Source organism: Paractinoplanes ovalisporus (genome assembly GCF_016834655.1).
In the GTDB taxonomy this organism is placed as follows: domain Bacteria; phylum Actinomycetota; class Actinomycetes; order Mycobacteriales; family Micromonosporaceae; genus Actinoplanes; species Actinoplanes ovalisporus.
On the sequence record NZ_JAENHP010000001.1, the window covers coordinates 520,866 to 545,426 of the forward strand.

The 24,561-nt window shown below is 70.9% G+C and carries 18 protein-coding genes; 9 read left to right on the plus strand and 9 right to left on the minus strand.

Translation table 11 applies throughout. The features are described from left to right. The first annotated feature begins 61 nt into the window (after positions 1-61). Together JIG36_RS02380 and JIG36_RS02385 are read left to right on the plus strand one after the other, a co-directional pair. The gene (locus JIG36_RS02380; RefSeq protein ID WP_203374299.1) at positions 62-1,849 is read left to right on the plus strand and encodes a hypothetical protein; all 1,788 of its coding nucleotides are present in this window, start codon (positions 62-64) and stop codon (positions 1,847-1,849) included. A 36-nt stretch (positions 1,850-1,885) separates the two neighbouring features. After that, entirely contained in the window at positions 1,886-2,872 is a 987-nt protein-coding gene (locus tag JIG36_RS02385; protein WP_203374300.1) for a LacI family DNA-binding transcriptional regulator, read from the plus strand. A 164-nt stretch (positions 2,873-3,036) separates the two neighbouring features. On the opposite strand, the gene JIG36_RS02390 is transcribed toward JIG36_RS02385, so the two are convergent. The 3 genes from JIG36_RS02390 to JIG36_RS02400 form a co-directional block, all read right to left on the minus strand. Further along, positions 3,037-3,366, minus strand: a complete 330-nt coding sequence (locus tag JIG36_RS02390) for an ArsR/SmtB family transcription factor (RefSeq protein WP_203374301.1) — start codon at positions 3,364-3,366, stop codon at positions 3,037-3,039. Beyond that, positions 3,353-3,787, minus strand: coding sequence for an SRPBCC domain-containing protein (locus JIG36_RS02395; protein ID WP_203374302.1), 435 nt, complete (start codon positions 3,785-3,787; stop codon positions 3,353-3,355). Before JIG36_RS02395 ends, JIG36_RS02390 begins: the two co-directional genes overlap by 14 nt. A 73-nt stretch (positions 3,788-3,860) precedes the next feature. Further along, positions 3,861-4,922 carry a class I SAM-dependent methyltransferase gene (locus JIG36_RS02400; RefSeq protein ID WP_203374303.1) on the minus strand — a complete coding sequence of 354 codons (1,062 nt, stop codon included), beginning with the start codon at positions 4,920-4,922 and terminating at the stop codon, positions 3,861-3,863. A 284-nt stretch (positions 4,923-5,206) separates the two neighbouring features. Between JIG36_RS02400 and JIG36_RS02405 the strand changes: the two genes are divergently transcribed. Then, a complete protein-coding gene (locus tag JIG36_RS02405) occupies positions 5,207-9,499 on the plus strand; it encodes an ATP-binding protein (protein ID WP_203374304.1) in 4,293 nt (1,430 codons plus the stop codon). 152 nt (positions 9,500-9,651) lie between these two features. Here the strand turns inward: JIG36_RS02405 and glpK (JIG36_RS02410) are convergent, their stop codons facing one another. Both glpK (JIG36_RS02410) and JIG36_RS02415 read right to left on the minus strand, forming a co-directional pair. Continuing rightward, a complete protein-coding gene (gene glpK, locus JIG36_RS02410; protein ID WP_203374305.1) occupies positions 9,652-11,142 on the minus strand; it encodes a glycerol kinase GlpK in 1,491 nt (496 codons plus the stop codon). 16 nt (positions 11,143-11,158) lie between these two features. Continuing rightward, positions 11,159-11,911 (minus strand): IclR family transcriptional regulator, encoded by a 753-nt coding sequence (locus tag JIG36_RS02415; RefSeq protein WP_203374306.1) that lies wholly within the window; start codon positions 11,909-11,911, stop codon positions 11,159-11,161. A 123-nt stretch (positions 11,912-12,034) separates the two neighbouring features. On the opposite strand from JIG36_RS02415, the gene JIG36_RS02420 reads away from it, so the two are divergent. From JIG36_RS02420 to JIG36_RS02430, 3 genes are read left to right on the plus strand one after another with little or no spacing between them, the layout of a single operon-like run. Beyond that, complete coding sequence (locus tag JIG36_RS02420) at positions 12,035-12,877, plus strand: MIP/aquaporin family protein (protein WP_203374307.1); 843 nt, start codon at positions 12,035-12,037, stop codon at positions 12,875-12,877. Beyond that, on the plus strand, positions 12,870-14,387 hold the full coding sequence (gene glpK, locus JIG36_RS02425; protein ID WP_203374308.1) for a glycerol kinase GlpK: 1,518 nt from the start codon (positions 12,870-12,872) through the stop codon (positions 14,385-14,387). The genes JIG36_RS02420 and glpK (JIG36_RS02425) overlap by 8 nt, the downstream gene beginning before the upstream one ends. A 2-nt stretch (positions 14,388-14,389) precedes the next feature. Further along, positions 14,390-16,096, plus strand: a complete 1,707-nt coding sequence (locus JIG36_RS02430; RefSeq protein WP_438870692.1) for a glycerol-3-phosphate dehydrogenase/oxidase — start codon at positions 14,390-14,392, stop codon at positions 16,094-16,096. Here the strand turns inward: JIG36_RS02430 and JIG36_RS02435 are convergent, their stop codons facing one another. Both JIG36_RS02435 and JIG36_RS02440 read right to left on the minus strand, forming a co-directional pair. Beyond that, positions 16,097-16,939: an LLM class flavin-dependent oxidoreductase gene (locus JIG36_RS02435; RefSeq protein ID WP_203374309.1), complete on the minus strand. Its 843-nt coding sequence runs from the start codon at positions 16,937-16,939 to the stop codon at positions 16,097-16,099. It lies immediately after the preceding gene. Beyond that, positions 16,936-18,486 carry an FAD-binding oxidoreductase gene (locus JIG36_RS02440; RefSeq protein ID WP_203374310.1) on the minus strand — a complete coding sequence of 517 codons (1,551 nt, stop codon included), beginning with the start codon at positions 18,484-18,486 and terminating at the stop codon, positions 16,936-16,938. Before JIG36_RS02440 ends, JIG36_RS02435 begins: the two co-directional genes overlap by 4 nt. An 80-nt stretch (positions 18,487-18,566) precedes the next feature. Here JIG36_RS02440 and JIG36_RS51505 point away from each other — a divergent pair, with 80 nt between their 5' ends. Beyond that, complete coding sequence (locus JIG36_RS51505; protein ID WP_203374311.1) at positions 18,567-19,037, plus strand: MarR family winged helix-turn-helix transcriptional regulator; 471 nt, start codon at positions 18,567-18,569, stop codon at positions 19,035-19,037. 89 nt (positions 19,038-19,126) lie between these two features. After that, a complete protein-coding gene (locus JIG36_RS02450) occupies positions 19,127-19,951 on the plus strand; it encodes a polysaccharide deacetylase family protein (RefSeq protein WP_203374312.1) in 825 nt (274 codons plus the stop codon). Here JIG36_RS02450 and JIG36_RS02455 read toward each other — a convergent pair. Together JIG36_RS02455 and JIG36_RS02460 are read right to left on the minus strand one after the other, a co-directional pair. Then, on the minus strand, positions 19,939-20,343 hold the full coding sequence (locus JIG36_RS02455) for a PNPOx family protein (RefSeq protein ID WP_203374313.1): 405 nt from the start codon (positions 20,341-20,343) through the stop codon (positions 19,939-19,941). The genes JIG36_RS02450 and JIG36_RS02455 overlap by 13 nt on opposite strands. A 48-nt stretch (positions 20,344-20,391) precedes the next feature. Further along, positions 20,392-21,408, minus strand: coding sequence for an alpha/beta fold hydrolase (locus JIG36_RS02460; protein WP_203374314.1), 1,017 nt, complete (start codon positions 21,406-21,408; stop codon positions 20,392-20,394). Positions 21,409-21,526: 118 nt separating this feature from the next. Here JIG36_RS02460 and JIG36_RS02465 point away from each other — a divergent pair, with 118 nt between their 5' ends. Continuing rightward, positions 21,527-24,460: a M36 family metallopeptidase gene (locus JIG36_RS02465; RefSeq protein ID WP_203374315.1), complete on the plus strand. Its 2,934-nt coding sequence runs from the start codon at positions 21,527-21,529 to the stop codon at positions 24,458-24,460. Positions 24,461-24,561: the final 101 nt, after the last annotated feature.

Consider the following 24,561-nt stretch of genomic DNA (forward strand, 5'->3'; position numbering starts at 1 on the left):
CGACCAGGGGAATCTCGCGGCGGAAGTTGAGTGACGCGGCCGGAAACCCCATCCTGGCCGGATGCGTTATGTCCCCCGTGCCCTTTTTGCGAGCGCCGCCGCCGGCGCGCTCATCGTGGCCGGCCCGACTCCGTCGCAGGCCGCCGCCACCCCGAACGTCGACGCCGGCTACGGGACCACGGGGATCACGACCGTGGCGGGCGAGCCCGACGACACCGCCGTCGACAGTTCGGGCCGCGCGCTTCTGCTCACCACGGACGGTTCCGGCGCCACCCGGCTGACCCGGCTGAGCGTGAACGGCGCCAAGGACGGCAGCTTCGGCACGGGTGGCACGGTCTCCCTCCCGTACGGGGGTCGGCTGAACCCGAACGCCGACGGCTCGATCACCGTCGTGGGTGCCACGGCCGCGCAGAAGGGAATCCGGGTGCACCGCCTGGGCAGCAACGGCGTCACGCTCGCCGATGCCACGGTGCTCGCCGACCGTACGGTGGAACTGGTCTGGGGTGTCACCGGCCGCAGCGACGGCGACGTGATCGTGCACGGGATCGACCAGAGCACCGACCCCGCCACGCACGTGCTCGCCGCCGTGCGCCCGAACGCCACGCTCGACCCCGCCTGGGGCACCAACGGCGTGCTCACGGTGCCGGGTGATGTGCGATCGATCCGGGCGACCGGCAATGAACTGCTCGCCCTGACCGGAACGACCGTGCGCCGTTACACGTCCACCGGCGGCGGCCCGGTCGAGAAGGCGCTGCCCGCGGGCCTCGACCCGTTCTCGATCAGCGTGTCCGGTTCCGCGTACTTCGTGAACGGTCGTGTCGCCAACCGGATGGCCGCAGCCAAATTCGCTCAGTCGGGAGTGCTCGAAACGACATTCGGCACCGGCGGGCTGGCGACCGGCGCGACCACGCACGAATGCACACCGACCGCGCGACAGTCGACGGTGACCGCCTCCGGTGTCTACCTGATCGGCCACAACATGGACTGCGGCGCCAGCCGGGTCTACGTGCAGAAGTTGAGCGTGGCCGGCAAGGACACCGGTGAACTGGTCGTCGACCAGGTCGGCACGCAGCGCAGCCTGGGCCGCAGCGGCGGTGGCGCCCAGCCCGACGGGCGGATCGTCGTCACCTTCGAGTCGGCCAACGGCACGACCAGCGCCGTCCGCCTCTACCCGAGCGTGGTTGTCGACCCGTACGTGCCGGTCGCGACCGCCCGTCTGCTCGCGCCCACGCAGGTCGGGCCGCAGAAGCAGGTGACGGTCAGCGTGACCGGGACGAACGTGGCCGCGGTGGCGCTCGATGTCGCCGTCGCGCGAGGTCGCGCGTCCGGCGGGGTGCTTGTCTATCCGACCGGCGGCAAGGTGCCCGCGGTGAGCACACACGCGCATGTCGCCGGTCAGAGCGTCACCCAGCGGGTGATCGTTCCGATCGGCGCGGGCGGACGCATCACGTTGCGCAACGCGTCCGGCGGTTCCGCTCATCTGGCCGCGAACCTGGTCGGTTGGTACCGCACGGGCATGTACGTTCCGCTCACTCCGGTGCGCGCACTGAGCGCGCGCGGGCTCGGAGCGCGCAAAACGCTCACGTTCGCTCTGCCCGGGGTGCCCGCGACGGCCAGAACGGTCATGGTGAACGTTTCGGTGAACGGTGTGACCACGGCCGGCAGCCTCAAGCTCTATCCGGCCGGGGCCGCGGCACCGACGACCGTCCTGGCCACCCACGCGGCGAAACAGCCGGGCAACGCGACCGCTCGGGTGACGCCGGGCACAGGCCGCCGGTTGACGGTTCTGAACAATGCGCCCAGCTCGGGAAATGTCACGGTGGACGTGGTCGGCTACCTGAAAAACTGATGCGGCCGTACGGGGCGACCCTCCTACACTTGCCGGATGGCGCAGAGGAGACCGACGCTGGCCGACGTCGCCGCGGAGGCGGGCGTGTCCAAGGCGGCCGTCTCCCGGGTGATCAACGACGCGCCCGGGGTGTCCGCGAAGACCCGTGAGCACGTACGTGGGGTGATCACGCACCTGGGATACCGCCCCGACCCGGTCGCCCGCGCGCTCGCGTCCGGTCACGGTGACGTGGTCGAGCTCGTGATCGTCGACGAGACATCCGTGTTCGGCACGAGCCCCTACTACGGCCGGGTCACCGCCGGCATCCTGCAGGAGCTGGCGGGCAGCAACGCGCAGCTGCGGGTGCACGTCATCGACGAACCGAGCACGGCCGCCCTGCTCGAACGCATCGCCACCTCGGTCAGCCTCGGCGTGCTGCTCATCAACGTGCCGCCCGCCCTGGCCGAGCAGTTCTACCGCCGCTGCGAGCGGGTGGTCACGATGGGCCCGACCGTGCCGGGTCTTCCGTTCGTCGGCCTCGAAAACCCCGAGGGTGCGTACGCGGCGGTGCAGCACCTGCACGACACCGGTCGCCGCCGCATCGCCGCGCTGCACGGCCCGGACGGCAATTCGTGCGCCGAGGGCCGCCGTGAGGGCTACCGCCGCGCGATCAAGGATTTCGACCTGCCCGACATCTCGGCGACCGGCAAGTTCCGCCGCGAGGCCGGTTACGAACTGACCCAGCGCCTGCTGGCCGAACACCCCGACCTCGACGCGATCTTCGCCGGTTGCGATCTGCTCGCCACCGGGGCGATGCAGGCCCTGGGCGACGCGGGCCGGCGCATCCCGCAAGATGTCGCGGTGGTCGGCTTCGACGACAGCGTGATCGCCGCCTGCGCCAACCCGCCCATGTCGTCGGTGCACCAGCCGGTCGAGCTGATGGCCGCGGCGGCCACGCGCGCCCTGGTCAACCGCCAGATCGCCGCGCACTGGCGGCTGGTGTTCCCGGCCCGCCTCGAGGTCCGCCAGAGCACAGCCGCCTGAACATGGCCGTTTATCGCGGCCGTCTCAGCACGGCCGCCCGAGCACGGCCGTTTTGTCGTGGCCGCCCCAAGACTGCTGCCCGGGTACGGCCGTTTTATCGTGGCCGCCTCAACACGGCTGCCTGAGTACGGCCGCCTGATCGCGGACGCCGGAGCCCGCCGCCCCTAACGAAGGCCGTCGCGCAGGGCGGCCAGCGGCCCGTCCCAGTCGCGGGCCAGCGCCCCCAGGAACTGCTGGGCCACCTTCATCGGCGCCGAGTCGAGGCGGTAGCGGACCCGGCGGCGCTCGCCCGGTTCGGCCACCACGAGGCCGGCCTCGGCCAGCAGGGTGAGGTGCTTGGCGATGGCCTGCCGGGTGATGGGCAGCCGCGCGGCCAGGTCGGTCGCCGTGGCCGGGCCCCCGGCGGCCAGCGCGGCGAGAATGCCACGCCGGCTCGGGTCGGCCAGGGCCGCGAAGACCTCTTGCGCCACGGACTCCAGGTCAGAGTTTTCCATCGAGATACGCGACCAGCTCACCCAGTTCGTTCGTCCAGCCCTCGGTGTTGCCCGAGAACGCCGCCTTGTGCTCGTCGTCCGGCGTCTGCGCGAAACCGGATTCGACCATGGTCAGCGTAGTGCCGCCGGCCGTGGGCGCCAGCGTGAACTCCACGTAGGTGCGTCGCGGGTCGCCGTCGGGCAGCCCGTAGATCGGCCACGTGTAGCCGAACACGCTCTTCGGTTCCAGCCGCTGGATGACCAGGGTCGCCTTGTCGCCGCTGGTCCAGGTGAGCCGGGCCTCGCCGCCCACGCGCAGGTCGACCTCGGCCTGGTTGCCGAACCAGGTGCCCAGCCCCTCGGCGGTGGTGAGCGCGTCCCACACCTTGTCGACCGGGTGCGCGATCTCGAGCGTTCGCTCGATGCGATCGGGGAATGCCATGTCCGTCTCCTCGAATAGCAACTGCTTGGTTGCCATAACCGTATGGCAACCAAGCAGTTGCGTCAAGGACCGGTCAGGGCCGAACCTGGAACACGAGGTTGAACGGGGTCTCGGCGACGCGGTGGAACGAGGCGAAGCCGGCGTCGTACGCGACCGACCGCAACCGCGCCTCACCGGCCTGGGCGCCCAGCGCCGTACCGACGTCCTGGGAGAGCGAGTTCGGCGTGCACAGCAGGGTCGAGGCGCCGTAGTAGACCGCGCCCACCGGGTTCAGGTTGTCGGCGATGCTGTCCCCGGCGAACGGTTCGACCAGCAGCAGACTGCCCGTCGGCTCCAGCCGTTCCCGCAGGTGCGCGAGCGTCCCGACCGGGTCACCCATGTCGTGCAGCGAATCGAACAGGCAGATCAGGTCGTACGTGCCGGTCAGCTCGGTGGCGCGGCCCGTCTCGAAACGCGTCCGGTTCCCCACGCCCGCCTCGGCCGCCCGCTCCCGCGCGGCCGTGATCGAACCCGGGTGGTAGTCGAGACCGACGAACGTGGACCCGGGGAACGCCGAGGCCATGAGCACAGTGGACGCGCCCAGACCGCATCCGACGTCGGCCACCCGCGCCCCCGCCCGCAAAGTCTCGACCACCCCCGACATCGCCGGGAGCCACTCCTCGACCAGGTGGGCGTGGTAGCCGGGGCGGAAGAACCGCTCGCAGCCCTCGAAGAGGTCACGGTGGTGCTCGTGCCAGCCGACCCCCTCCCCCGTACGGAAGGCCATCAGCATGCGGTCGGTCGAACGCACCGCCGCCAGCATCAGCTCGAACCCGCCGATCACGCAGGCCGGGCTGCTCTCGTCGGTGAGCGCGATCGCGTGTTCGGCCGGAAGCGAGAACTTCCCGTCCTGTTCATAGGTGACATAACCTCCCGCTGCTTGCGCACACAGCCATTCCCGTACGTACCTTTCGGCCGTTCCCGTGCGAGCGGCGAGCTCACCCGGGGTCAGTGGCCCCGCGCCCGCCATCGCCCGGTAGAGCCCGAGCTTGTCGCCGATGACCGCCAGCGCGCCGTTGAGCTGCGCGCCGAAGTCACCGACGGCCTTGAACACGAACTGCATCAACCGCTGTTCGTCGATGGTCGTTGTCGTCATGACCTGCTCCTTCAAAGTCCCGTTCGTTCGACGTCCTGTTTGTCCGACGTCCCGTTCGTTTCGACGTCCCGTTCGTTTCGACGTCCCGTTCGTTTCGACGTCCCGTTCGTTTCGACGTCCCGTTGTCCGTCCCGTTGTCCGGCGCCGCTTGTCCGGCGCCGCTTGTCCGGCGTCCCGGTTTCGGCGTCTCTTTGTCCGACGTCGACGGAAGGTAGCGAGCGCGATTTCCGTTCGTTGTCCGTTTGTTGTCCGCATCGAGCGAACGCACGGTGCACAATCGGCGCGTGCCGGCCGAACTGCGCGTACGCCTGTTGGGCGGCTTCCGGGTGGAGGTCGCCGGCCGGGTCGTGCCCGAGTCCGAGTGGCAACGCAACGGCGCCGTGGCCCTGGTCAAGATCCTCGCCGTGCACAGCCGGATGCACCGCGAACAGGCGATCGACCTGCTCTGGCCCGAGGCCGGCCCCGACCTCGGGCAGAGCCGCCTGAACAAAGCCCTGCACTACGCCCGCCGGGTGCTCGGGGGTGACCGCATCCGCCTGCGTGACGACATGCTCGCCCTCGAACAGGCGGAACTGTGGACGGATGTGCGCGCTTTCGAAGCGGCCGCGCGGGAAAGCGACATCGATGCCGCCCTGATGCTCTACGCGGGTGACCTGCTGCCCGAGAACAGGTTCGACGCGTGGGCCGAACAGCCTCGTGCACGTTTGCGCAACACGGTGGTGTCGATGCTGCTCGAACGCGCAAGCAGGGACGACCTCGAACGCGTGGTCGTGCTCGACCCGCTGCACGAAGTGGCGCACGGCCGGTTGATGCGTCTGGAATCTGAGCAGGGTCAGCGTCACCGCGCGATCCGGCGTTACGAGCAATTGGCCGCTCTCCTGCGCGACGAGCTGGGGATCGAACCGGCCGAAGACCTGCGACGCCTGCACAACTCGCTCATCAACGAACCGCCGGCGCGGGCGCTCGACGCCACGCACGAGCAGCGAGGCACCCTGCGCGAGCAACAAAACGCTCAGTCCAAGGAGCGCGACGCGCAATTCGCACACCACGACGCGCAGCCCGAGGACCGCGACGCGCAACTCGCACATCACAACGCGCAGCCCGAGGACCGCGACGCGCAACTCGCACATCACAACGCGCAGCCCGAGGACCGCGACGCGCAACTCGCACATCACAACGCGCAGCCCGAGGACCGCGACGCGCAACTCGCACATCACAACGCGCAGCCCAAGGAGCGCGACGCGCAACTCGCACACCACAACGCGCAGACTGAGCGTCGAAGCGCGCAACTCGCACCCCGCGACGCTCAGCCCGAGCAACGCGCCGCCCCGCCCGGCCAACGCCTTGCCTCACCCGGGGAGTTCAGCGCCGCGCCGGAGGAACGCAAACTGGTCACGGTGCTCGACGCGGACCTGCGGGGTGTACGCGGCGCGAACGCCGACGCCGACCCCGAACGTGCCCGCCGCGAGACGTCGGGGTGGACCGCGCTGCTGACTGAGATCGTCACCCGGTGGGGTGGCGCTGCCCAGCCGCTCATGGGTGGCGGCGTGATCGGCGTGTTCGGCTGGCCGGAGGCCCGCGAGGACCACGCCGCCCGCGCGCTGTGGGCCGGCCGCGAGATCATCGGCCGCTTCCCGGGGCCGATCCGCCTCGGCGTCGACACCGGCGAGATCATCGCTCCCGGTGAGCCGCGACCGCAGGTCCGTGAGGCGATGCCGAACAGCGCCACCCACCTGCTACAGATCAGCGGGACGGTGCCGAACAACGCCACCCACCTGCCACAGATCAGCGGGACAATGCCGAACAACGCCACCCACCTGCCACAGATCAGCGGGACAATGCCGAACAACGCCACCCACCTGCCACAGATCGGCGGGACGGTGCTGAACAGCGCGACCCAGCTGGCACAGGTCGGGGGCGCGGTCCTGGACGGCGCGGCCCGGCTGCGGGCGAAAGCCGGGGACGGCGAACTGGTCACCGGCGAGCGGACTCAGCTGGCGGCACGGAGGCACGGCGACTTCCGGGTCGAGGCCACCTCGCCCGGGGTGTGGCGGGTGGTCGGGGCCGCGCCGGCACCCAGCGACGACGCCGGGCCGGTGCCACCCATGGTCGGGCGGGACGCCGAGCTGCGGGCGGTGCTCAGCCTGGTCGACGAGGCGGCCGCCAGCGGGCGGCCCCGGCTGATCACCGTGGCCGGGCCGGCCGGGATCGGCAAGACCCGGCTCGTGCGCGAGGTGGTCGGCCGGCGGCCGGACATGCGGGTGCTGCGCGGGCGGTGCCTCGCCGCGGGAGACGGCATCACCTATTGGGCGCTCGGCGAGATTCTGCGGGAGGCGTGCGGGATCCCGTTCGGAGAATCCGGTGAGCGGGCGCAGCAGAAGTTGCGGACGCGGCTGGCTCCCCTGCTGCCCGAGCGGACGGTGTTCGCGCTGGCGGCGACGGCCGGGATCCGGATGCCGGGCAACCCGCTCGACCAGGCGGATCCGCGCGAGGTGGACGAGGAACTCGGGCGCGCGTGGCCGCGGCTGGCCAGTGTTCTGGCCGTACGGGAACCGCTCCTTCTGATTGTCGAGGATCTGCATTGGGCCGGGGCTCCGCTCGTCGCGATGCTGTCCCGTCTGATCGCGCGGGCCGAGGGGCCGGTCATCGTGCTGAGCACGGCCCGGCCCGAGTTTCTGGACGCGCATCCCCGCGTGAGCGATGTCGTGGTGTTGCGCGCTTTGAGCGAGACGGACGGCCGCGCGTTGCTCGAAGCGCTCCCGCAGCAGGTCGGGTTGCGGCAACGAGCGCGCATTCTCGCGCGTGCGGACGGCAATCCGTACTTTCTCGAACAACTTGCCGCGCATGTCGCCGAGGGTGGCAACGGCACGCTGCCGGACACGGTGCACGCTCTGCTCGCGGCGCGCATCGACGCTCTGCCCGCGGACGAGAAACGGGTGCTGCAACGCGCGGCGGTGATCGGACGGACGTTCTGGGCCACTCCCCTGCGCGCCACAACCGGCCAGTTGCAGCAGCTGGAGAACCGGGGCCTGATCCGCGCGCGGCCGGCGTCCACCATGACCGGGCAGGACGAGTACGCCTTTCAGCACGCGCTGCTGCGTGACGTCGCGTACGCGGGCCTGCCCGTCGCCCAGCGCGCGGCCGGGCACGCCGAAACCGCGGCCTGGCTGGAGGAGGTGTCCCGCGAGCGTATCGGCGAGGTGATCGAGCTGGTGGCCGTGCACTACGCGGCGGCCGCCGAGGGGCCGGACAGCTCGGACTGGGTGCGGGGCAAGGCGTTCCGGTCACTGATCGCGGCCGGAGCCGGGGCCCGCCGGCGGTTCGCGGTGGGCCGGGCACTCGACCTGCACCGGCGGGCGCTGCGGCACGCCGAGGGAGCCGCCGAACGGGCCGAGGCGATCGAGGCCGTCGGGGACGACCACGAGACCGCGTACGCCGGCGACGAGGCGATCGCCGCCTGGCGGGAAGCCATCACGGCGCTGCCCAAGGACGACCGCCGGGCCCGGCTCTGCCTCAAGACCGCGCAGATGGTGGTGGCGCGGTGGGGTGGCTTCCGCACGCCGGCCGACCCGGCGCTCGGCGACCGGGTCGTCGACGAGGGGCTGGCCGCGGTCATCGACCCCTCGGTCAAGGCGCAGCTGCTGGCGTTGCGGGCGCTGTGCGGAGGGCGCTGGGCGTGGACCGGCCGGCTCGATCCGGTTCCGGTCGCGCGGCGGCGCCGGGCCGCGGACGACGCCAAAGCGCTGGCCGACGGGATCGGTTCGGCGCCGCTGCGGGGCCTGGCGTTGCTGGGGGTGGCGGCCGTCCACTTCCTGGAGGAGCGCTACGAGGATGCCGTCGCGGCCGTGCTCGAGGAGGTGGCGCTGGTCGAGCAGGACGGGCGGGACCGCGACCGCGCACTCGGGCACCTCATCGCCGCCCTGGTGATCGGGGCGGTGCGCGGCGACTACGTGGTGGCGCTGGAGCACGCGCGGCGGTCGTACGAGTGGGCGCGCAGCCTGTCCCCGCACGACCGTCTGCACGGCACGGCCACGGTGATGACCTGCCTGGAGCAGCTGGGCCGTTACGACGAGATCGACCCCTACCTGGACGAACATCTGGCGTTGCGGCAGGGACCGGTGGCCGCCATGGCCTGTCCGTACATCCGCAGCGGGCCGCTGGTCGGCGCCCTGGCCCTGGCCCGCCGGGGCGAACCCGACCGGGCGAAAACCGTCGCGGACACGGTGGACGTCGACCTCGTGCACCCCGGCAACGCGGAGGTGCTGCGGGCCCGGCTGAGCCTGCGGCTGGGTGACGTCACGACCGCGCGGTCACTGGCCGAGCGATTGATGAGCATGAACCGCCGGCCCGGGCCCGAGGAGATCCCGCACGAGGCGTTGGCCCTGCTGGAGACGCTCGAGGCGGCCGGCGACCGGCGGGCGCTGCGGGAGTTCCTGCCGCGCGCGAGAAAGGCGTCCGGCTATCTCGCGCTGATGACCGACGCCTGCGACCGCGCCGAACGGTTTCTGAGCTCGGCCGAGTCCCGTCCCGGAACGGTTCCGCCGACCGGTCACGGGGGCCGCCCGAGCGGGCGGTAGCCGCATTTCGGACGCTGCTTCAACCTGGGCATCTCCAGCCCGCCGCCGCTGCGCACACGCACCGGCGGCACAGGTCGAAGGACAGGAAAATGCCGCATGGCCGGTTCGATCGTGCGGCATGTGTAGCGCCGGAAGTGCCGCGCCAGTAAGAATCAGGCCTGGATCCAGTCGAAAGTGCGGGATACGGCCCGCTGCCAATTGCCATATTCGGTCTCGCGCCGGGCCGGTTCCATGGTGGGCAGCCACTGCGCCGCGCGGTGCCAGTTGCGGCGCAGGCCCTCCAGGTCGGGCCAATATCCCACGGCCAGGCCGGCGCCGTAGGCCGCGCCCAGCGACACCGTCTCGGCCGCCAGGGGGCGCACCACCGGCACGTCGAGGACGTCGGCGATGAACTGCATCAGCAGGTTGTCCGCGGTCATCCCGCCGTCCACCCGCAGGGTTTTCAGCGCCAGCCCGGAGTCGGCGTTCATCGCGTCGACCACCTCGCGGGTCTGCCAGGCGCTCGCCTCCAGCACCGCCCGGGCCAGGTGACCCTTGGTGATGTAGGAGGTCAGGCCGACGATCACGCCGCGGGCCTCGCTGCGCCAATAGGGGGCGTAGAGGCCGGAGAACGCGGGCACGATGTAACACCCGCCGTTGTCGGTGACGGTGCGGGCCAGCGTCTCGATCTCGGGGGCGCTCGCGATCAGTTCGAGCTGGTCACGGAACCACTGGACCAGCGAGCCGGTGATCGCGATCGAGCCTTCCAGGGCGTACGCGGCCGGTTCGCCCTTGATCTGATAGGCCACCGTGCTGAGCAGGCCGTGGGTGGAGCGCACGAGTTCGGCCCCGGTGTTCAACAGCAGAAAGCTTCCGGTCCCGTACGTGCATTTCGCCTCACCGGGGGCGAAACACGTCTGGCCGAACAGGGCCGCCTGCTGGTCGCCGAGCGCCGCCCCGATGCGCACGCCGGGGAAGGCCGCGGTGGCCGTGCCGAAGACGCCGATGGACGGGCGCACCTCGGGCAGCATCGCGCGGGGAATGCCGAAGAACTCGAGCGACTCCGGTGACCAGTCGAGGGTGTGCACGTCGAGCAGCATGGTGCGGCTGGCGTTGGTGACGTCGGTGACGTGCAGGCCGCCGGTCAGGTTCCAGATCAGCCAGGTCTCCATCGTGCCGAACAGCACCTCACCCCGTTCGGCCCTTTCCCGCAGGCCGGGGTGGCGGTCGAGCATCCACCGCAGGCGCGGGCCGGAGAAGTACGTGGCCAGCGGCAGGGCGGACCGGTGCCGTACGCCCTCGGCCCCGGGCTCCCCTTCGAGCCGCCCCACCATCGTGTCGGTCCGGGTGTCCTGCCAGACGACGGCGTGCCCGATCGGGTTGCCGGTCGCCCGGTCCCACAGCACCGTCGTCTCGCGCTGGTTGGCGATGCCGATCGCGGCCACCTGGTCGATCGTGGCTCCGGCCCGGCGCAGCGCCTCGGGGCCGAGCCGTTCCACGTTGCGCCAGATCTCGGCCGCGTCGTGCTCGACCCATCCCGGTTTGGGGTAGTACTGCTTGTGTTCCTGCTGGGCGAGGGAGACGAGCTGGCCGCGCCGGTCGAACACGATGCACCGCGTCGACGTGGTTCCCTGGTCGATCGCGATGACATATCGCTCGGTCATGGTTCCCCCAAACAGCTCAGCGCCGGGCGGCTCCGAGATCGCGTGACACCGCGCGGGCGGCGTCACGAACGTTGGCCACCAGCTGCGGCCTCGGGTGGTAGCGGCTGTCGCAGAGCCGTTCGACATGTCCGGAGATGCCGATGGCGCCGACGACCAGGCCTCCGTACGCACGGATCGGCGCGGCCAGCGAGGCCTCGCCCGGTGTGTACTCCTCGACGTCGCTGCTCCACCCGGCTTCGCGCACGGCGCGCAGGGCGGCCGCCAGTTCGCGGTGGCCGACGAGGGTGCGGCTGGTGAAGCGGTCGAGGCGGGCCGGCGGGGTGGCCCCGTAGGCGAGCAGCGCCTTGCCGAGGGCGGTGGCGTGCATCGGCAGGAGGCTGCCCACGTCGAGGGTCTGGAAGGTGTCGTCGGGGCGGAAGACGTGGTGGACTACCAGCACCTGTCCCTCCAGGACGGTGCCGATCCGGACGGCCTCCCCGCTGCGTGCGGCCAGCGGGTCGGCCCAGTTGATCGAGCGGGAGCGCAGCTCGTTGACGTCGAGATAGCCGGTGCCCAGGCGCAGCATGGCCGCCCCGAGCTGGTAGTGGCCGGAGGCCCGGTCCTGTTCGACGAACCCGACCTTGCGCAGGGTCTGCAGGATGCCGTGGGTGGTGCCCTTGGCCAGGTCGAGCGAGCGGGAGATCTCGGCCAGGGACAGCCGTCCGGCGCCTCCCGCGAGCAACCGCAGGACGGCCGCGGCGCGCTCGATGGACTGCACTGTTCCCGGCACGTAACGACCATATGACGATCAGTGACGCGCCTCGGAGACCGTCGTTCGACATTGTCGAATGGCGTTCATTGTCCGTGCTGGAGTGGCTACCTAGCGTCCGGGGGGTCAACCTCGGGAGGGCACATGGCAGCACGATTGAAGATCCCGGGACTCGTCGCCGAACTGGCCGCCGAGTTCGCCGGGACCATGATCCTCATCCTGTTCGGTGTCGGCGTCGTGGCCCAGGTGGTCGGCGGCGGCATCGGCGATCACGACAGCATCGCCTGGGCGTGGGGCCTGGGCGTGGTGCTCGGTGTCTACGTCGCCGGGCGCGTCAGCGGGGCGCACCTCAACCCCGCCGTCACCATCGCGCTGGCCGTCTTCAAGGGATTCGAATGGCGCAAGGTGCTCCCGTACAGCATCGCGCAGTTCCTCGGCGCCTTCGTGGCCGCGCTGATCGTGCGGTGGAACTACACCGAGGTGCTGCACGCGGCCGACCCCGGACTCACCATCAAGACCCAGGGTGTCTTCTCGACCCTGCCCGGCAACGGGGCCCTGCCGGTCGGCGAGTGGGGGGCGTTCCGCGACCAGATCATCGGCACCGCGATCCTGTTGTTCCTGATCCTGGCCGTCACCGACGCGCTGGGCACTCCCCCGGGCGCGAACATGGCGCCGTTCATCGTCGGCCTGATCGTGGTCGGCATCGGCATGGCGTGGGGCACCAACGCCGGCTACGCGATCAACCCGGCCCGTGACTTCGGACCGCGACTCGCCAGCTTCCTGACCGGCTATGGCGGGGCATTCCGCGACCAGACGGGGTATCTCTATTTCTGGATCCCGATCGTGGCGCCCATCATCGGCGGTGTGCTCGGCGCCGGCCTGTACCAGGGGCTGGTCGGCCGGTTCCTGCCCAAGCTCGGCGCACCGGAGCCGGGACGGCTGCCCGAGCAGGAGACCCGAGAGAGCGTGGAGGCACGTAATGGCTGACTTCGTCGGCGCCGTCGACCAGGGCACGACCAGTACCCGTTTCATGATCTTCGATCACGGCGGCAACGAGGTGGCCCGCCACCAGCTCGAACACGAACAGATCCTGCCCCAGGCGGGCTGGGTCGAGCACAACCCGGCCGAGATCTGGGAGCGTACGGTCACGGTCGTCCGCACCGCGATGCAGAAGGCCAACCTGGGCGCGTCGGACCTGGCCGCCCTCGGCGTGACCAACCAGCGCGAGACCGCCGTGGTGTGGGACCGCAACAGCGGACGGCCCTACTACAACGCGATCGTCTGGCAGGACACCCGCACCGACCGGATCGCCTCGGCGCTGGAACGCGACGGCCGCGGCGACGTCATCCGGCGCAAGGCGGGGCTGCCGCCGGCCACGTACTTCAGCGGCGGCAAGATCCAGTGGATCCTGGAGAACGTCGACGGGGTCCGCGAGGCGGCCGAGCGCGGCGACGCGATCTTCGGCAACACCGACAGCTGGGTGCTGTGGAACATGACCGGCGGGGTCGACGGCGGCAAGCACCTGACCGACGTGACCAACGCCAGCCGCACCATGCTGATGAACCTGGAGACCCTCGACTGGGACGACGAGCTGCTCGGCTTCTTCAACATCCCGCGGTCGATGCTGCCCGAGATCCGGCCGTCGTCCGACCCCAACACGTACGGGGTGGCCCGGTGGCCCGGCTCGCTGGGTGGCGAGGTGCCGCTCACCGGTGACCTCGGCGACCAGCAGGCGGCCACCGTCGGGCAGGTCTGTTTCGCGCCCGGCGAGGCCAAGAACACGTACGGCACCGGCAACTTCATGCTCCTGAACACCGGCAACGAGCTCGTACGGTCGGAGAACGGCCTGCTCACGACGGTGTGTTACAAGTTCGGCGACGCGGCCCCGGTCTATGCGCTGGAGGGCTCGATCGCGGTGACCGGCTCGGCCGTGCAGTGGCTGCGCGACCAGCTGCACATCATCAACGACGCCTCCGAGAGCGAGCGGCTGGCGTCCGAGGTGCAGGACAACGGCGGCGTCTACTTCGTGCCCGCGTTCTCGGGCCTGTTCGCTCCCTACTGGCGTTCCGACGCCCGCGGAGCGATTGTCGGCCTGTCCCGATTCAACACCAGCGCGCACATCGCGCGGGCTACGCTCGAGTCCATCTGCTATCAGAGCCGCGACGTCGTCGACGCCATGGCCCAGGACTCCGGCGTGACGCTCGACGTGCTCAAGGTGGACGGCGGCATCACGGCCAACAACCTGTGCATGCAGATCCAGGCCGACGTGCTCGGCGTGCCGGTGAGCCGGCCGGTCGTCGCCGAGACCACCGCGCTCGGGGCGGCCTACGCGGCCGGGCTGGCCGTCGGATTCTGGAAGAACACCGACGAGCTGCGCGAGAACTGGAACGAGTCGCAGCGCTGGCAGCCCAGCTGGTCGGAGGAGCAGCGGTCCGAGGGCTACGGCAAGTGGAAGAAAGCCGTCGAACGCACCCTGGACTGGGTGGACGTGGACTGATCATGGTTTCTCTCTCCCCGCAGTATCGGGACTCGGCGCTGACCGCGCTGGCCGGCGCCGAGCTCGACGTCCTGGTGGTCGGCGGTGGAGTGGTGGGCTCCGGGGCGGCGCTCGACGCCGTCACCCGGGGCCTGTCCACCGGCCTGGTCGAGGCGCGCGACATCGCCTCGGGCACGTCCAGCCGCTCCAGCAAGCTGCTGCACGGCGGCCTGCGCTACCTCGAGATGCTCGACTTCGGGCTGGTCCGGGAAGCGCTGCACGAGCGCGACCTGAGCCTGCAGCGCCTGGCGCCGCACCTGGCCCGGCCCGTGCGCTTCCTGTATCCGCTCAAGCACCACGCGTGGGAACGCGCCTACACGGGCGCGGGCATCACGCTCTACGACACGATGGCGCTGGGCGGCGGCATGCCCCGGCACCGGCATCTCACGCGCTCCGGCGCCCTGCGGGTCTGCCCCGCCCTGCGCAAGGACGCGCTGGTCGGCGCCCTGCAGTACTACGACGCCCAGGTGGACGACGCGCGGCACACCATGTTCCTGGCGCGCACGGCCGCCGCGTACGGGGCCCACGTGGTTTCCCGTACGAAGGTGGTCGGCTTCCTGCGCGAAGGGGAACGGGTCACCGGCGTACGGGTCAAGGATCTGGAATTCGACCGTGAGTTCGAGGTGCGGGCCCAGCAGGTGATCAACGCGACCGGCGTGTGGACGGACGACACGCAGGCGCTCGTGGGTGAGCGCGGCCAGTTCCACGTACGTGCGTCGAAGGGCATCCACCTCGTCGTGCCGCGTGACCGCATCCAGTCGTCGACCGGTCTGATCCTGCGTACGGAGAAGAGCGTGCTGTTCGTGATCCCGTGGGGCCGCCACTGGATCGTGGGCACGACCGACACCGACTGGTCGCTCGACAAGGCGCACCCGGCGGCGTCCAGCACCGACATCGACTATCTGCTCGAACACGTCAACTCGGTGCTGTCGCGCCCGCTGGCCCGGGAGGACGTGCAGGGTGTGTACGCGGGTCTGCGGCCCCTGCTGTCGGGCGAGTCCGAGGCGACGTCGCAACTGTCGCGCGAGCACATGGTCGGCAGCCCCGTGCCCGGGCTCGTCGTGGTGGCCGGGGGCAAGTACACGACGTACCGGGTGATGGCCAAGGACGCCGTGGACGCCTGCGTGCACGGGCTGGGCCGCTCGGTTCCGCCCTCGTGCACCGACCGGGTGCCGCTGGTGGGCGCGGACGGCTACCCGGCACTGTGGAACCAGCGGCGCATCCTGGCCGACCGTTCGGGCCTGCACGTGGCGCGGGTCGAACACCTGCTCGGCCGCTACGGATCGCTGGTCAACGAGGTGCTGGCGCTGATCGAGGACGACAAGTCGCTGGCCCGCCCGCTGACCGGCGCCGACGACTACCTGCGGGCCGAGGTCGTCTACGCGGCGGCCGCCGAGGGCGCCCGCCACCTGGAAGACGTCATGACCCGGCGCACCCGCATCTCGATCGAGACGTTCGACCGGGGCGTCAACTCGGCGCAGGAGGCGGCGGAGCTGATGGCGGGCGTGCTCGGCTGGACCGACGAGCAGACGGCCCGGGAGGTGGAGAACTATCGCGTACGGGTCGAGGCCGAACGCGAGTCGCAGGAACAGCCGGACGACGAGACCGCCGACGCCACCCGCCTCGGCGCGCCCGACGTCGTGCCCGTCACCGCCGCTGACACGGAGTAATCAGCCGCGCTCGCGTTTGACCAGGTCGCGGACGGCCGGGGCGATCTCGGCGGCCAGGCGCTCGGTGGTCGCGGCGTCGTCGGTGGCCAGGATGAAGCCACTGATGCCGTACGTGAGGGCCAGGTCGGCGAGTTGCTCGGGCTCCGCGCCGTCCATGAGGTTGAGCAGACGCCGGACGCTCGACGGCTCGCGGCCGGCGTCGGTGGCGGCCTCGTCGATGCGGGCGTTCAAGTCGGTCAGCGAGGCGGCGCCGTTCGGCAGGTAGGAGAGCGAGGGCAGCCAGCCGTCGCCCAGCCGACCGGTCAGGGCCAGCATCTTCGGCTTGTAGGCGCCGATCCAGATGCCGATGTCGTGCGCCGGCGCGGGCCCGCGCTTGGCCCCGCTCACCTGGTAGAACTCGCCCCGGTGGTCGACCCGCTCGCGGGTGCCGGTGTTCCACAGGTCGCGGATGATCGGGATCGCCTCGGACAGGGCCGCGATGCCCTGGGCCGGGGTCAGTTTCCGCCCGCCCATCGCCGCCACCCCGTCCGGGAAGGCGCCCGCGCCCAGGCCCAGCTCGATCCGGCCGCCGCTGAGCACGTCGAGCGACGCGGCGGCCCGGGCCAGCACGGCCGGCGGGCGCAGCGGCAGGTTGAGCACGTTGCCGCTGATCCGGATCCGCTCGGTGCGCGCGGCCGCGTAGGCCATCAGCGTCCACGTGTCGAGGAACGCCGGCTGGTAGGGGTGGTCCTGGAACGTGACCAGGTCGAGCCCCGCCCGGTCGGCCGTCACGGCCAGGTCGACGGCGCCGGCGTTCGGGGTGACGAACGTGCCGAACATCAGGTCATGTCCGTAGTCGGTCATGACTCCTCCACAATCGCAAAGTTGTCGCGGAACAGGGTGGTCGGGTCGTAGCGGCGCTTGAGCTCGCGCAGCCGCGCCAGGGTCGCGGCCGGGAACGCGTCGTGCAGGCGCTCGGGCCGCTGGTCGGTCTCGAAGCTCAGGTAGAGCCCGTCGAAGTGCTTGGCCATCAGCCGGTCCCACACCTCGTCCATGCCCCGCCGGTCGGCGCCGATGGCCGTCACCGAGAACTCCGGGGTGCGGTGGGCGAGCGCGGTCGCGTGGGCCGGCACGTCGGCGATCGCCCCGCCCATGTGCCGCAGCTGGAAGAAGAAGACCTGGCCGGAGCGCAGCAGCTCGGCCACGTCACGGGCGAACGCGTCGGTCAGCTCGGGCAGGAACCCGGACCGCGCCACCGGTTCGCCGCGGCCGTGGTGCCCCTCGGGACCGACGTCGCCGGCCTGGGCCATCACGTCGGCGTAGCGGGCCACGACCACCTGCTGCTGGGCGAGCAGGGCGGTGGTGGCGAACGGGGTGAGCCGCTCGATGATCGTGTCGGCGTCGCCCGAGTCGACCATCCCGTACATCTGGATGACGGACTGACCCTGGCGGGGCGGGCCGGTGAGCCAGAAGACCGTGGTGTCGCGCGGCGCCTCCCGGGCGACATCCCCGTACGCCTTCAGCGACTCGGCGACATCGTGGCTGACCAGCACGAACTGGGCCCAGCCAACCTCGGTGACCTCCTCCGCCTCGAACTCGAACGCGGTCGCCACCCCGAAGTTCGCGCCGGCACCCCGTACGGCCCAGAAAAGGTCTTGATTTTCCTCCGCGCTCGCCCGCACCTGGGTGCCGTCGGCCAGCACCAGCTCGACCGCCCGCAGCCGGTCGATGGTCAGGCCCTGCTCGCGGGAGAGGAAGCCGATGCCGCCCGCCGTGGCCAGGCCACCCACGCCGACGCCGCCGTAGTCGCCCGAGCCGAGCGCCAGATCGTACTTGTCGAGGAACGCGGCCACCTGCTTCCAGGTCGCGCCCGGCCCGACCCGGACGAGCCCATTGCCGAGCATCTCGATGTCGTTCATGGCGCCGACGTCGATGATCAGGCCGCCGTTGTTGGTGGACCGGCCGCTGATGCCGTGACCGCCGCTACGCAGGCCCAGCTGCAGCTCGGGGTGCCGCCGGGCGAACGCCAGCGCCTCGGCCACCTCGTCGGGCGTGCGCGGGCGCAGGATCAGCGCCGGTCGGCCCCCGCGCATGTAGGTGGAACTGCGGCCGCGGTAGCCGGGGTCGCCCGGCTCGAACTTGACCAGCGAGGCCGGCAGGTCGTCGAAGCGGCTCGGATTGTCGCCGGTGCTCACGCGCGGGCCGGCCAGCGCGGTCAGGGTGTCCATCGCCTTGTCGGCCATGTCGCTCGACACCGCCGCCGGCGCGCCGGGAAGAGTGATCCGCAGGTTGTCGTTGCGGGCGGCCAGCCAGACCGCCGCCGTCCACGGATCGAGCCCGCCGTCCTCGTCGGTCAGGACCACCGGGCCGGGAGCCGTCTCCGCTTCCCGAACTTTCTGTTCCGTGCTCAACGAATCCTCCGCAGATCCGATCGTCTTCTCGCTAGATAGTATTGCCAGACGACGGTATTGCCAAAAGATAGGATGAGGTCGTGAGTCACACGACAGCGGACTTCGGAGCTTCCCTCGGCCTCCTGCTGCGGTCGTACGCGGAGGTCGTCGGCCCCAAGCTGAAGGACTTCCCGCAGGGCGAGCGCGGCTATCAGACCCTGTGCGAGGTCGTGCAGGGTGCGCCGCCCAGCCAGGCGGCCCTCGCGGCCAAGCTGGGCATCGACCGCACGATGATGACCTACCTGATCGACGACCTGGTCGAGGCCGGGCTGGTCGAGCGTCAGCCTAACCCCGGCGACCGGCGGCAGCGGCGCATCGTGGCCACCGACCGGGGCCGGGAGGCGGTCGCCGCGCTGTGCGGTCAGGTCGCCGAGGCCGAGGAAGCCACGCTCGGCTCGCTCGACGACCGCGAGCGCGCGCTGTTCCGCCGGCTTCTGGACAAGGCGGCCGGCGTCGGCCCGATGCACACGGCGGAAGCCTGCGCGATCGTCACCGAGGCCCTTGAGGCGTGACCGGCACCACAGTCCGTCGATAACTGCCACCTAACTGTCCGGCTTGCGCGTCCCTGGTAGGGATGTGCACGGACAGCAAAGGTGGGCGCATGGGACTGAGCAGGGCATATCGCTGGTTGACGATCGGGGCGTTGCTGTCGGTGACGGCCGCGTGCGGCGGTCAGACCTCACCGCACCCCGTGACCTCGTCCCCGGCGCCGTCCCCCTCGGTCTCGGCCCCGGCCGCGCCCACGCTGGAAAGCGCCGCCGACCCCCGGCTGGCCCTGCCGGTGAACCTGCGCTCCCGCGTCCCCCGCTTCGCGCCGCCCCCGCCCGCCACCAAGGTGACGCTGCCGGCCAACGGCACCGCCGGATGGTTCAGCCGCATCCCGACCGACCAGAAGGTCGCCTTCATCACGATCGACGACGGCTGGGAGAAAAACCCCCTGGCCATGCAGCTGTTCCAGGCCGCCGACGTGCCGATCGCCCTGTTCCTCGAGGTGAACGCGATCAGCGACAACCCCGGCTACTTCAAGAAGCTGCAGTCCACGGGCGCGACGATCCAGAACCACACGATCAGCCACCCCGTGCTCAAGGGCCGCTCGTACGCGTTCCAGAAGCACGAGATCTGCGGCGGCGCCGACAAGCTGGGCGAGCTGTTCGGACAGCGCCCGACCCTGTTCCGCCCGCCCGGCGGCGCCCACGACGCCACCACGCTGCGGGCCGCGCACGACTGCGGGATGAAGGCCGCGTTCTTCTGGAAGGAGGCCACCAACAAGGGCAAGGTCTTCTATCAGGAGGAAAAAATCGTCAAGCCCGGCGACATCATCCTGATGCACTTCCGGCCGCGCTTCGTCGACGACTTCCTGGCCGTGCTCAACGCCATTCACAAGGCCGGGCTCACCCCGGCCCGCCTGGAGGACTACATCCCCTGACCGGCTTCGGTCCCAGTGCGGTGCAGCAGGAGCCAGGCGTCGGCCGGGAACAGGTGGCGGGCTATCCACCACGTGGTCCTGGAGTAGTACGGGCGGGCGGTGGCCTCGTCGAGGATCTGCGGGCGGTCGGCGCGCAACTCGGCGCCGTGCAGGCGGATCGTGCAACCGCCGGCGGCCTGGACGTTGCGGACCCAGTTGGTGCGGGCACCCCACGGCAGGTTGATGACGAAGCGGTCGGGGGTGGCGATCACCACGACCGGCACGGCCAAGGCCCGGCCCGACTTGCGGCCCCGGTGGCGGACGACCGCCCACGGGGAGAAGCGGCGACCGGCCAGGGAGCGGACGAAAGGCGTGGTGGCACGGGCGAAACGCCACGAGGTGTCGGCAGTCATGACAGCAGTGTCGGCCCCGCGACCAGCTGTCCGCTTCCCGGAAATCCGTTAGATCGAACCCCTCAGCGCGTACGCCACGGCGGCCGTGCGACCCCGTACGCCAAGCTTGCGATAGATGTTCGCCAGGTGACGCTCGACCGTGTGGACGGCGATGCCCAGATGGTCGCCGATCTCGAGGTTGGAGTCGCCCGCGGCCAGGCGCCTCAGCACGTCCTGCTCGCGGCGGGTGAGCGCACCCAGGGCTGAGGTCCGGCTCACCCGGCCCTCGGCGACAAAGCCGGTCACCAGCGAGAGGTCGGCCGCCGGGTCCTCGACGAACAGGGTCGGCGTCGAACCGGGCAGCTCGACCAGGCGGGCGTCGGGCAGGTCGGCGGCCAGGCGGCGGAACACCTCGACCGGGATCTGCTGGTCGCTCTGGCGGTGCAGGACCAGGGCGGGCGCCTTGACCTCGGGCAGCCGGGCGGTCACGTCGATGTCGCGGGCGGCCGCGAACCAGGCTTTGGCGATCGCGGGGGTGGTGGCCGTGCGGAAGGCCTCGGCCGTCCAGCGGCCCGACTCGGCGCCGTCCCAGCCCAGCCAGGCCGTGGCGGCCGCGTCGGCGAACAGGGACCAGTCCTGGTCGACCAGCGACAGCAGGGCCCGGGTCTGGGCGGGCAGCATGGCCTCGCTCATCCGCGGGGCGCCGCCGAACAAGACCAGGCGCTCGACCCGGGCCGGCTCGCGCGCCGCGAACTCCAGCGCCGTCGCGACCGCGTGGTAGTAGCCGAGCAGCGAGGCGCGGCGGATCCCGGCGTCGTCGAGCACGGCGGTGAGGTCACGCAGGTGGGCCTCGACGCCCAGGTCGGTCAGGTCGATGTCGCGGGACGAGGTCCCGGTGCCGCGGCCGTCGTAGAGGACGAGCGTGCACGACCGGGCCAGGCCGAGGTAGGCCGCGCGCAGGGCAGGGATGCGCCACTGGGCCTCGATGTTGCTCAGCGACGGCATCCAGACGAGCACCGGGCCACGGCCGAGGACCTGGTAGCCGATCGTCACGCCGTCCGCGGCCCGGGCGAAACGCGTCTCCATGGGAGAAGTAAAACAGCATCACATACTTATAGATGTATTTAGATGTTTGTACTATGTCGCGCAGGTCCCGGGTGCGATCGGATGTTCCTGGTAACAGCCGTTCCACAAAGGAGGTACCGTGCGCACCCCACCCCGTGCGTTGGCGGGAACCGCAGCCGGGTTCCTGGCAGCCGCGATCGTGTTGACCGCCTCATCCGGTGGCAACGCGGCCCCGGCGCAAGCCCCGGCGGATCAGACCGCCGGCAAGGTGAAGGTCCAGGGAGACAACCATCAGGACCACGTGATCGACAACCGGAAGGGGCGGCTCGCCCCGACCAGCGGCCAGCGTGCGGCCGCGGCGGGTGCGGAGGCCCGCTGGAACGCGCTGGGCACACCGGCCACGCTGACCGCGACGGGCGAACCCCTGGAGGCCGGGCTCTCCGCCGACCCGGTCGCGGCCGCCAAGGCGTACGTGGGAAAGAATTTGGATGTTCTCGGGCTCACCGCCCGGGGCGCGGACGCCCTCGAGGTGCTGACCACCGCGAAGCTGGGCGAAGGCGCGGCGGTGGTGTTCCGGCAGAAGTTCGGTGACCTGGTCGCCGGGCGTGACGGCCTGCTGAGCGTGGGCGTGCGCGACGGCAAGGTGTGGTTCGTCAGCTCGTCGCTGTCGCGGGACGCGGTCGCGCCCGAGCCGGCCACGCTGAGCGCCGACCAGGCCGTGACGCTGGCCGCGCGTGAGGCCGGCATCGCCTCCCCCACCGTGATCGCGAACAAGCTGGTCGCCGTGCCGACCGCGACCGAGGGCGCCCGCGCGGCCTACCAGGTCACCTTCGGCGCCGACCTGCAGGGCACCGACCCCGAGGCGTTCACGACCTACGTCGACGCCCGCGACGGCAGCGTGTTGGTGCGCGAGAGCATCGTCGACCACAGCGAGGACGACCCGTCGTGGGACGTCTTCCCGCACTCGCCGCCGCTCAACTACTCGTCCTCGGACGACCGCCGCACCTGGTGCTGGGGTCCGCTGCGCGGCTGCGACGAGGTCGTGGCGACCAACGCGTCGAAACTGCCCTGGGACGTCGACCCGGCCACCGGCGAGCCGACCTTCACCACCCGCGGCAACAACACGATCGCCGTCGAGAACTGGAACTCCAACGACGCGTTCAGCGTGGGCACGGAGTTCGCGACGCCGAAGCCGGACCGCGCGTACGACTACAAGTGGACGAACCAGTGGTACCGGGAGCGGTGCTCGCCCGACGTGTTCACCACGCCGCAGCGCAACGACATCGACGCCGCCCGGGCCAACCTGTTCGGCATGCACAACCGCATGCACGACTGGTCGTACAACCTGGGCTTCACCGAGGCGACCTGGAACATGCAGGACGACAACGGCACCGCGGGCGGTCTCGGCAACGACCACGAGCAGGGCAACGCGCAGGCCGGTGGCATCAGCGGCGGCCCGCCGAACTTCGAGGCGCGCAACAACGCCAACCAGATCACCCCGCCCGACGGTCAGGCGCCGATCACCAACATGTACCTGTGGCAGCCGGTCGCAGCCGCGTTCTACGGCGCCTGCGTCGACGGTGACTACGACATGTCGGTGATCGGGCACGAGTACACCCACGCCATCACCAACCGCATGATCGCCGGTCCGGACGCGGGCCTGAGCTCGCCCCAGGGCATGAGCGAGAGCTGGTCCGACCTGCTGGCCATGGAGTACCTGCAGGAGTACGGCTACGCGCCCAAGGGCCAGAAGGGCTACACGATCGGTCAGTACGTGACGACCGACCCGGTCGCGGGCATCCGCAACTACAACATGACCGACAGCCCGCTCAACTACTCCAGCGTCGACTACGACTTCGTGGGCCTGCAGGTGCACGCGTCGGGTGAGCTCTGGAGCGCCACCAACTTCGACGTGCGCGAGGCGTTCATCAAGCGGTACGGCGCGGGTTCGGCCGCCCTGAACAAGGCGTGCGCGAACGGCAAGCGCGCGGTCACCGAGTGCCCGGGCAACCGGCGCTGGGTGCAGCTCGTGTTCGACTCCTTCCTGCTGCTGGCCAACAGCGCGAACAGCCAGGTGGACGCCCGGGACGCGCTGCTCGGGGCCGACCTGGTCCGCTTCGGCGGCAAGAACCAGGACATCATCTGGAACGCGTTCGCCAAGCGGGGCCTGGGTGAGGGCGCGATCAGCGTCGGCGCCGGCGACGCCAACCCGACGCCCAGCTTCTCGTCAGCGCACGCCACCGAGGCCACGGTGAAGTTCAAGCCGGTCGACGAGAACGGCGCCGCGGTGCCCAACGCCAAGCTGTACGTCGGTGACTACCAGGCCCGCGCGGTCGCGGTGGCCGACACCGACCCCGCCACGGCCCTGCCGGACGAGGTCAAGCTGGTGGCGGGCTCGTACGGGTTCATCACCCAGGCGGCCGGCTACGGTCACGCCCGGGTCGGCGAGACGTCGCTCAAAGCCGGCCAGAACAAGACGCTGACGGTCAGGATGCCGCGCAACCTCGCCTCGGGTGCGGCCGGTGCCGTGGCCACCGGCGACGGCATCAACCTGGCCCGGATCACCGACGACGACGAGGCCACGAACTGGGCGTCGCTGGGCAGCGCGGTGGCCGGCAAGCAGGTCACGGTCGACCTGGCGGGCGGGGCCCAGACCGTACGGCGGGTGCAGGTCAGCGCCCAGCTGCGGCCCCCGGTCACCGGCGACCCCGACCCGCTGACGCAGAACCGGTACACGGCGCTGCGGCAGTTCAAGGTGCTCGCCTGCACCGCGACGGCCACGGTGACGTGCGCCGACGCTGCGCAGTTCAAGACCGTCTACACCAGCAAGGCGGACGCCTTCCCGTCGGTCGCCCCGCGGCCCCGCGTGAAGGACCTGGTGGTGAAGTCGTTCGACATCAGGCCGACGACGGCCACGCACCTGCGGCTCGAAGTCGTGACCAACCAGTGCACGGGCGGTCCGGACTTCCTCGGTGAGCAGGACGCCGACCCGCGCGCGGTCTCGGACTGCGCGACGGGCAGCCCGCAGGCGCTCAATGTGCGTGTCGCGGAGTTCCAGGCGTACGGGAAATAGGGTCTGACGGAAGTGGGCGGGCCCCAGGTCCGTCCAGTTCCGCCGTCTCCGGGATGATGGTGGCGAGCTGCGCCTACGGTTAGGTGCGGATGCCGCGCTCA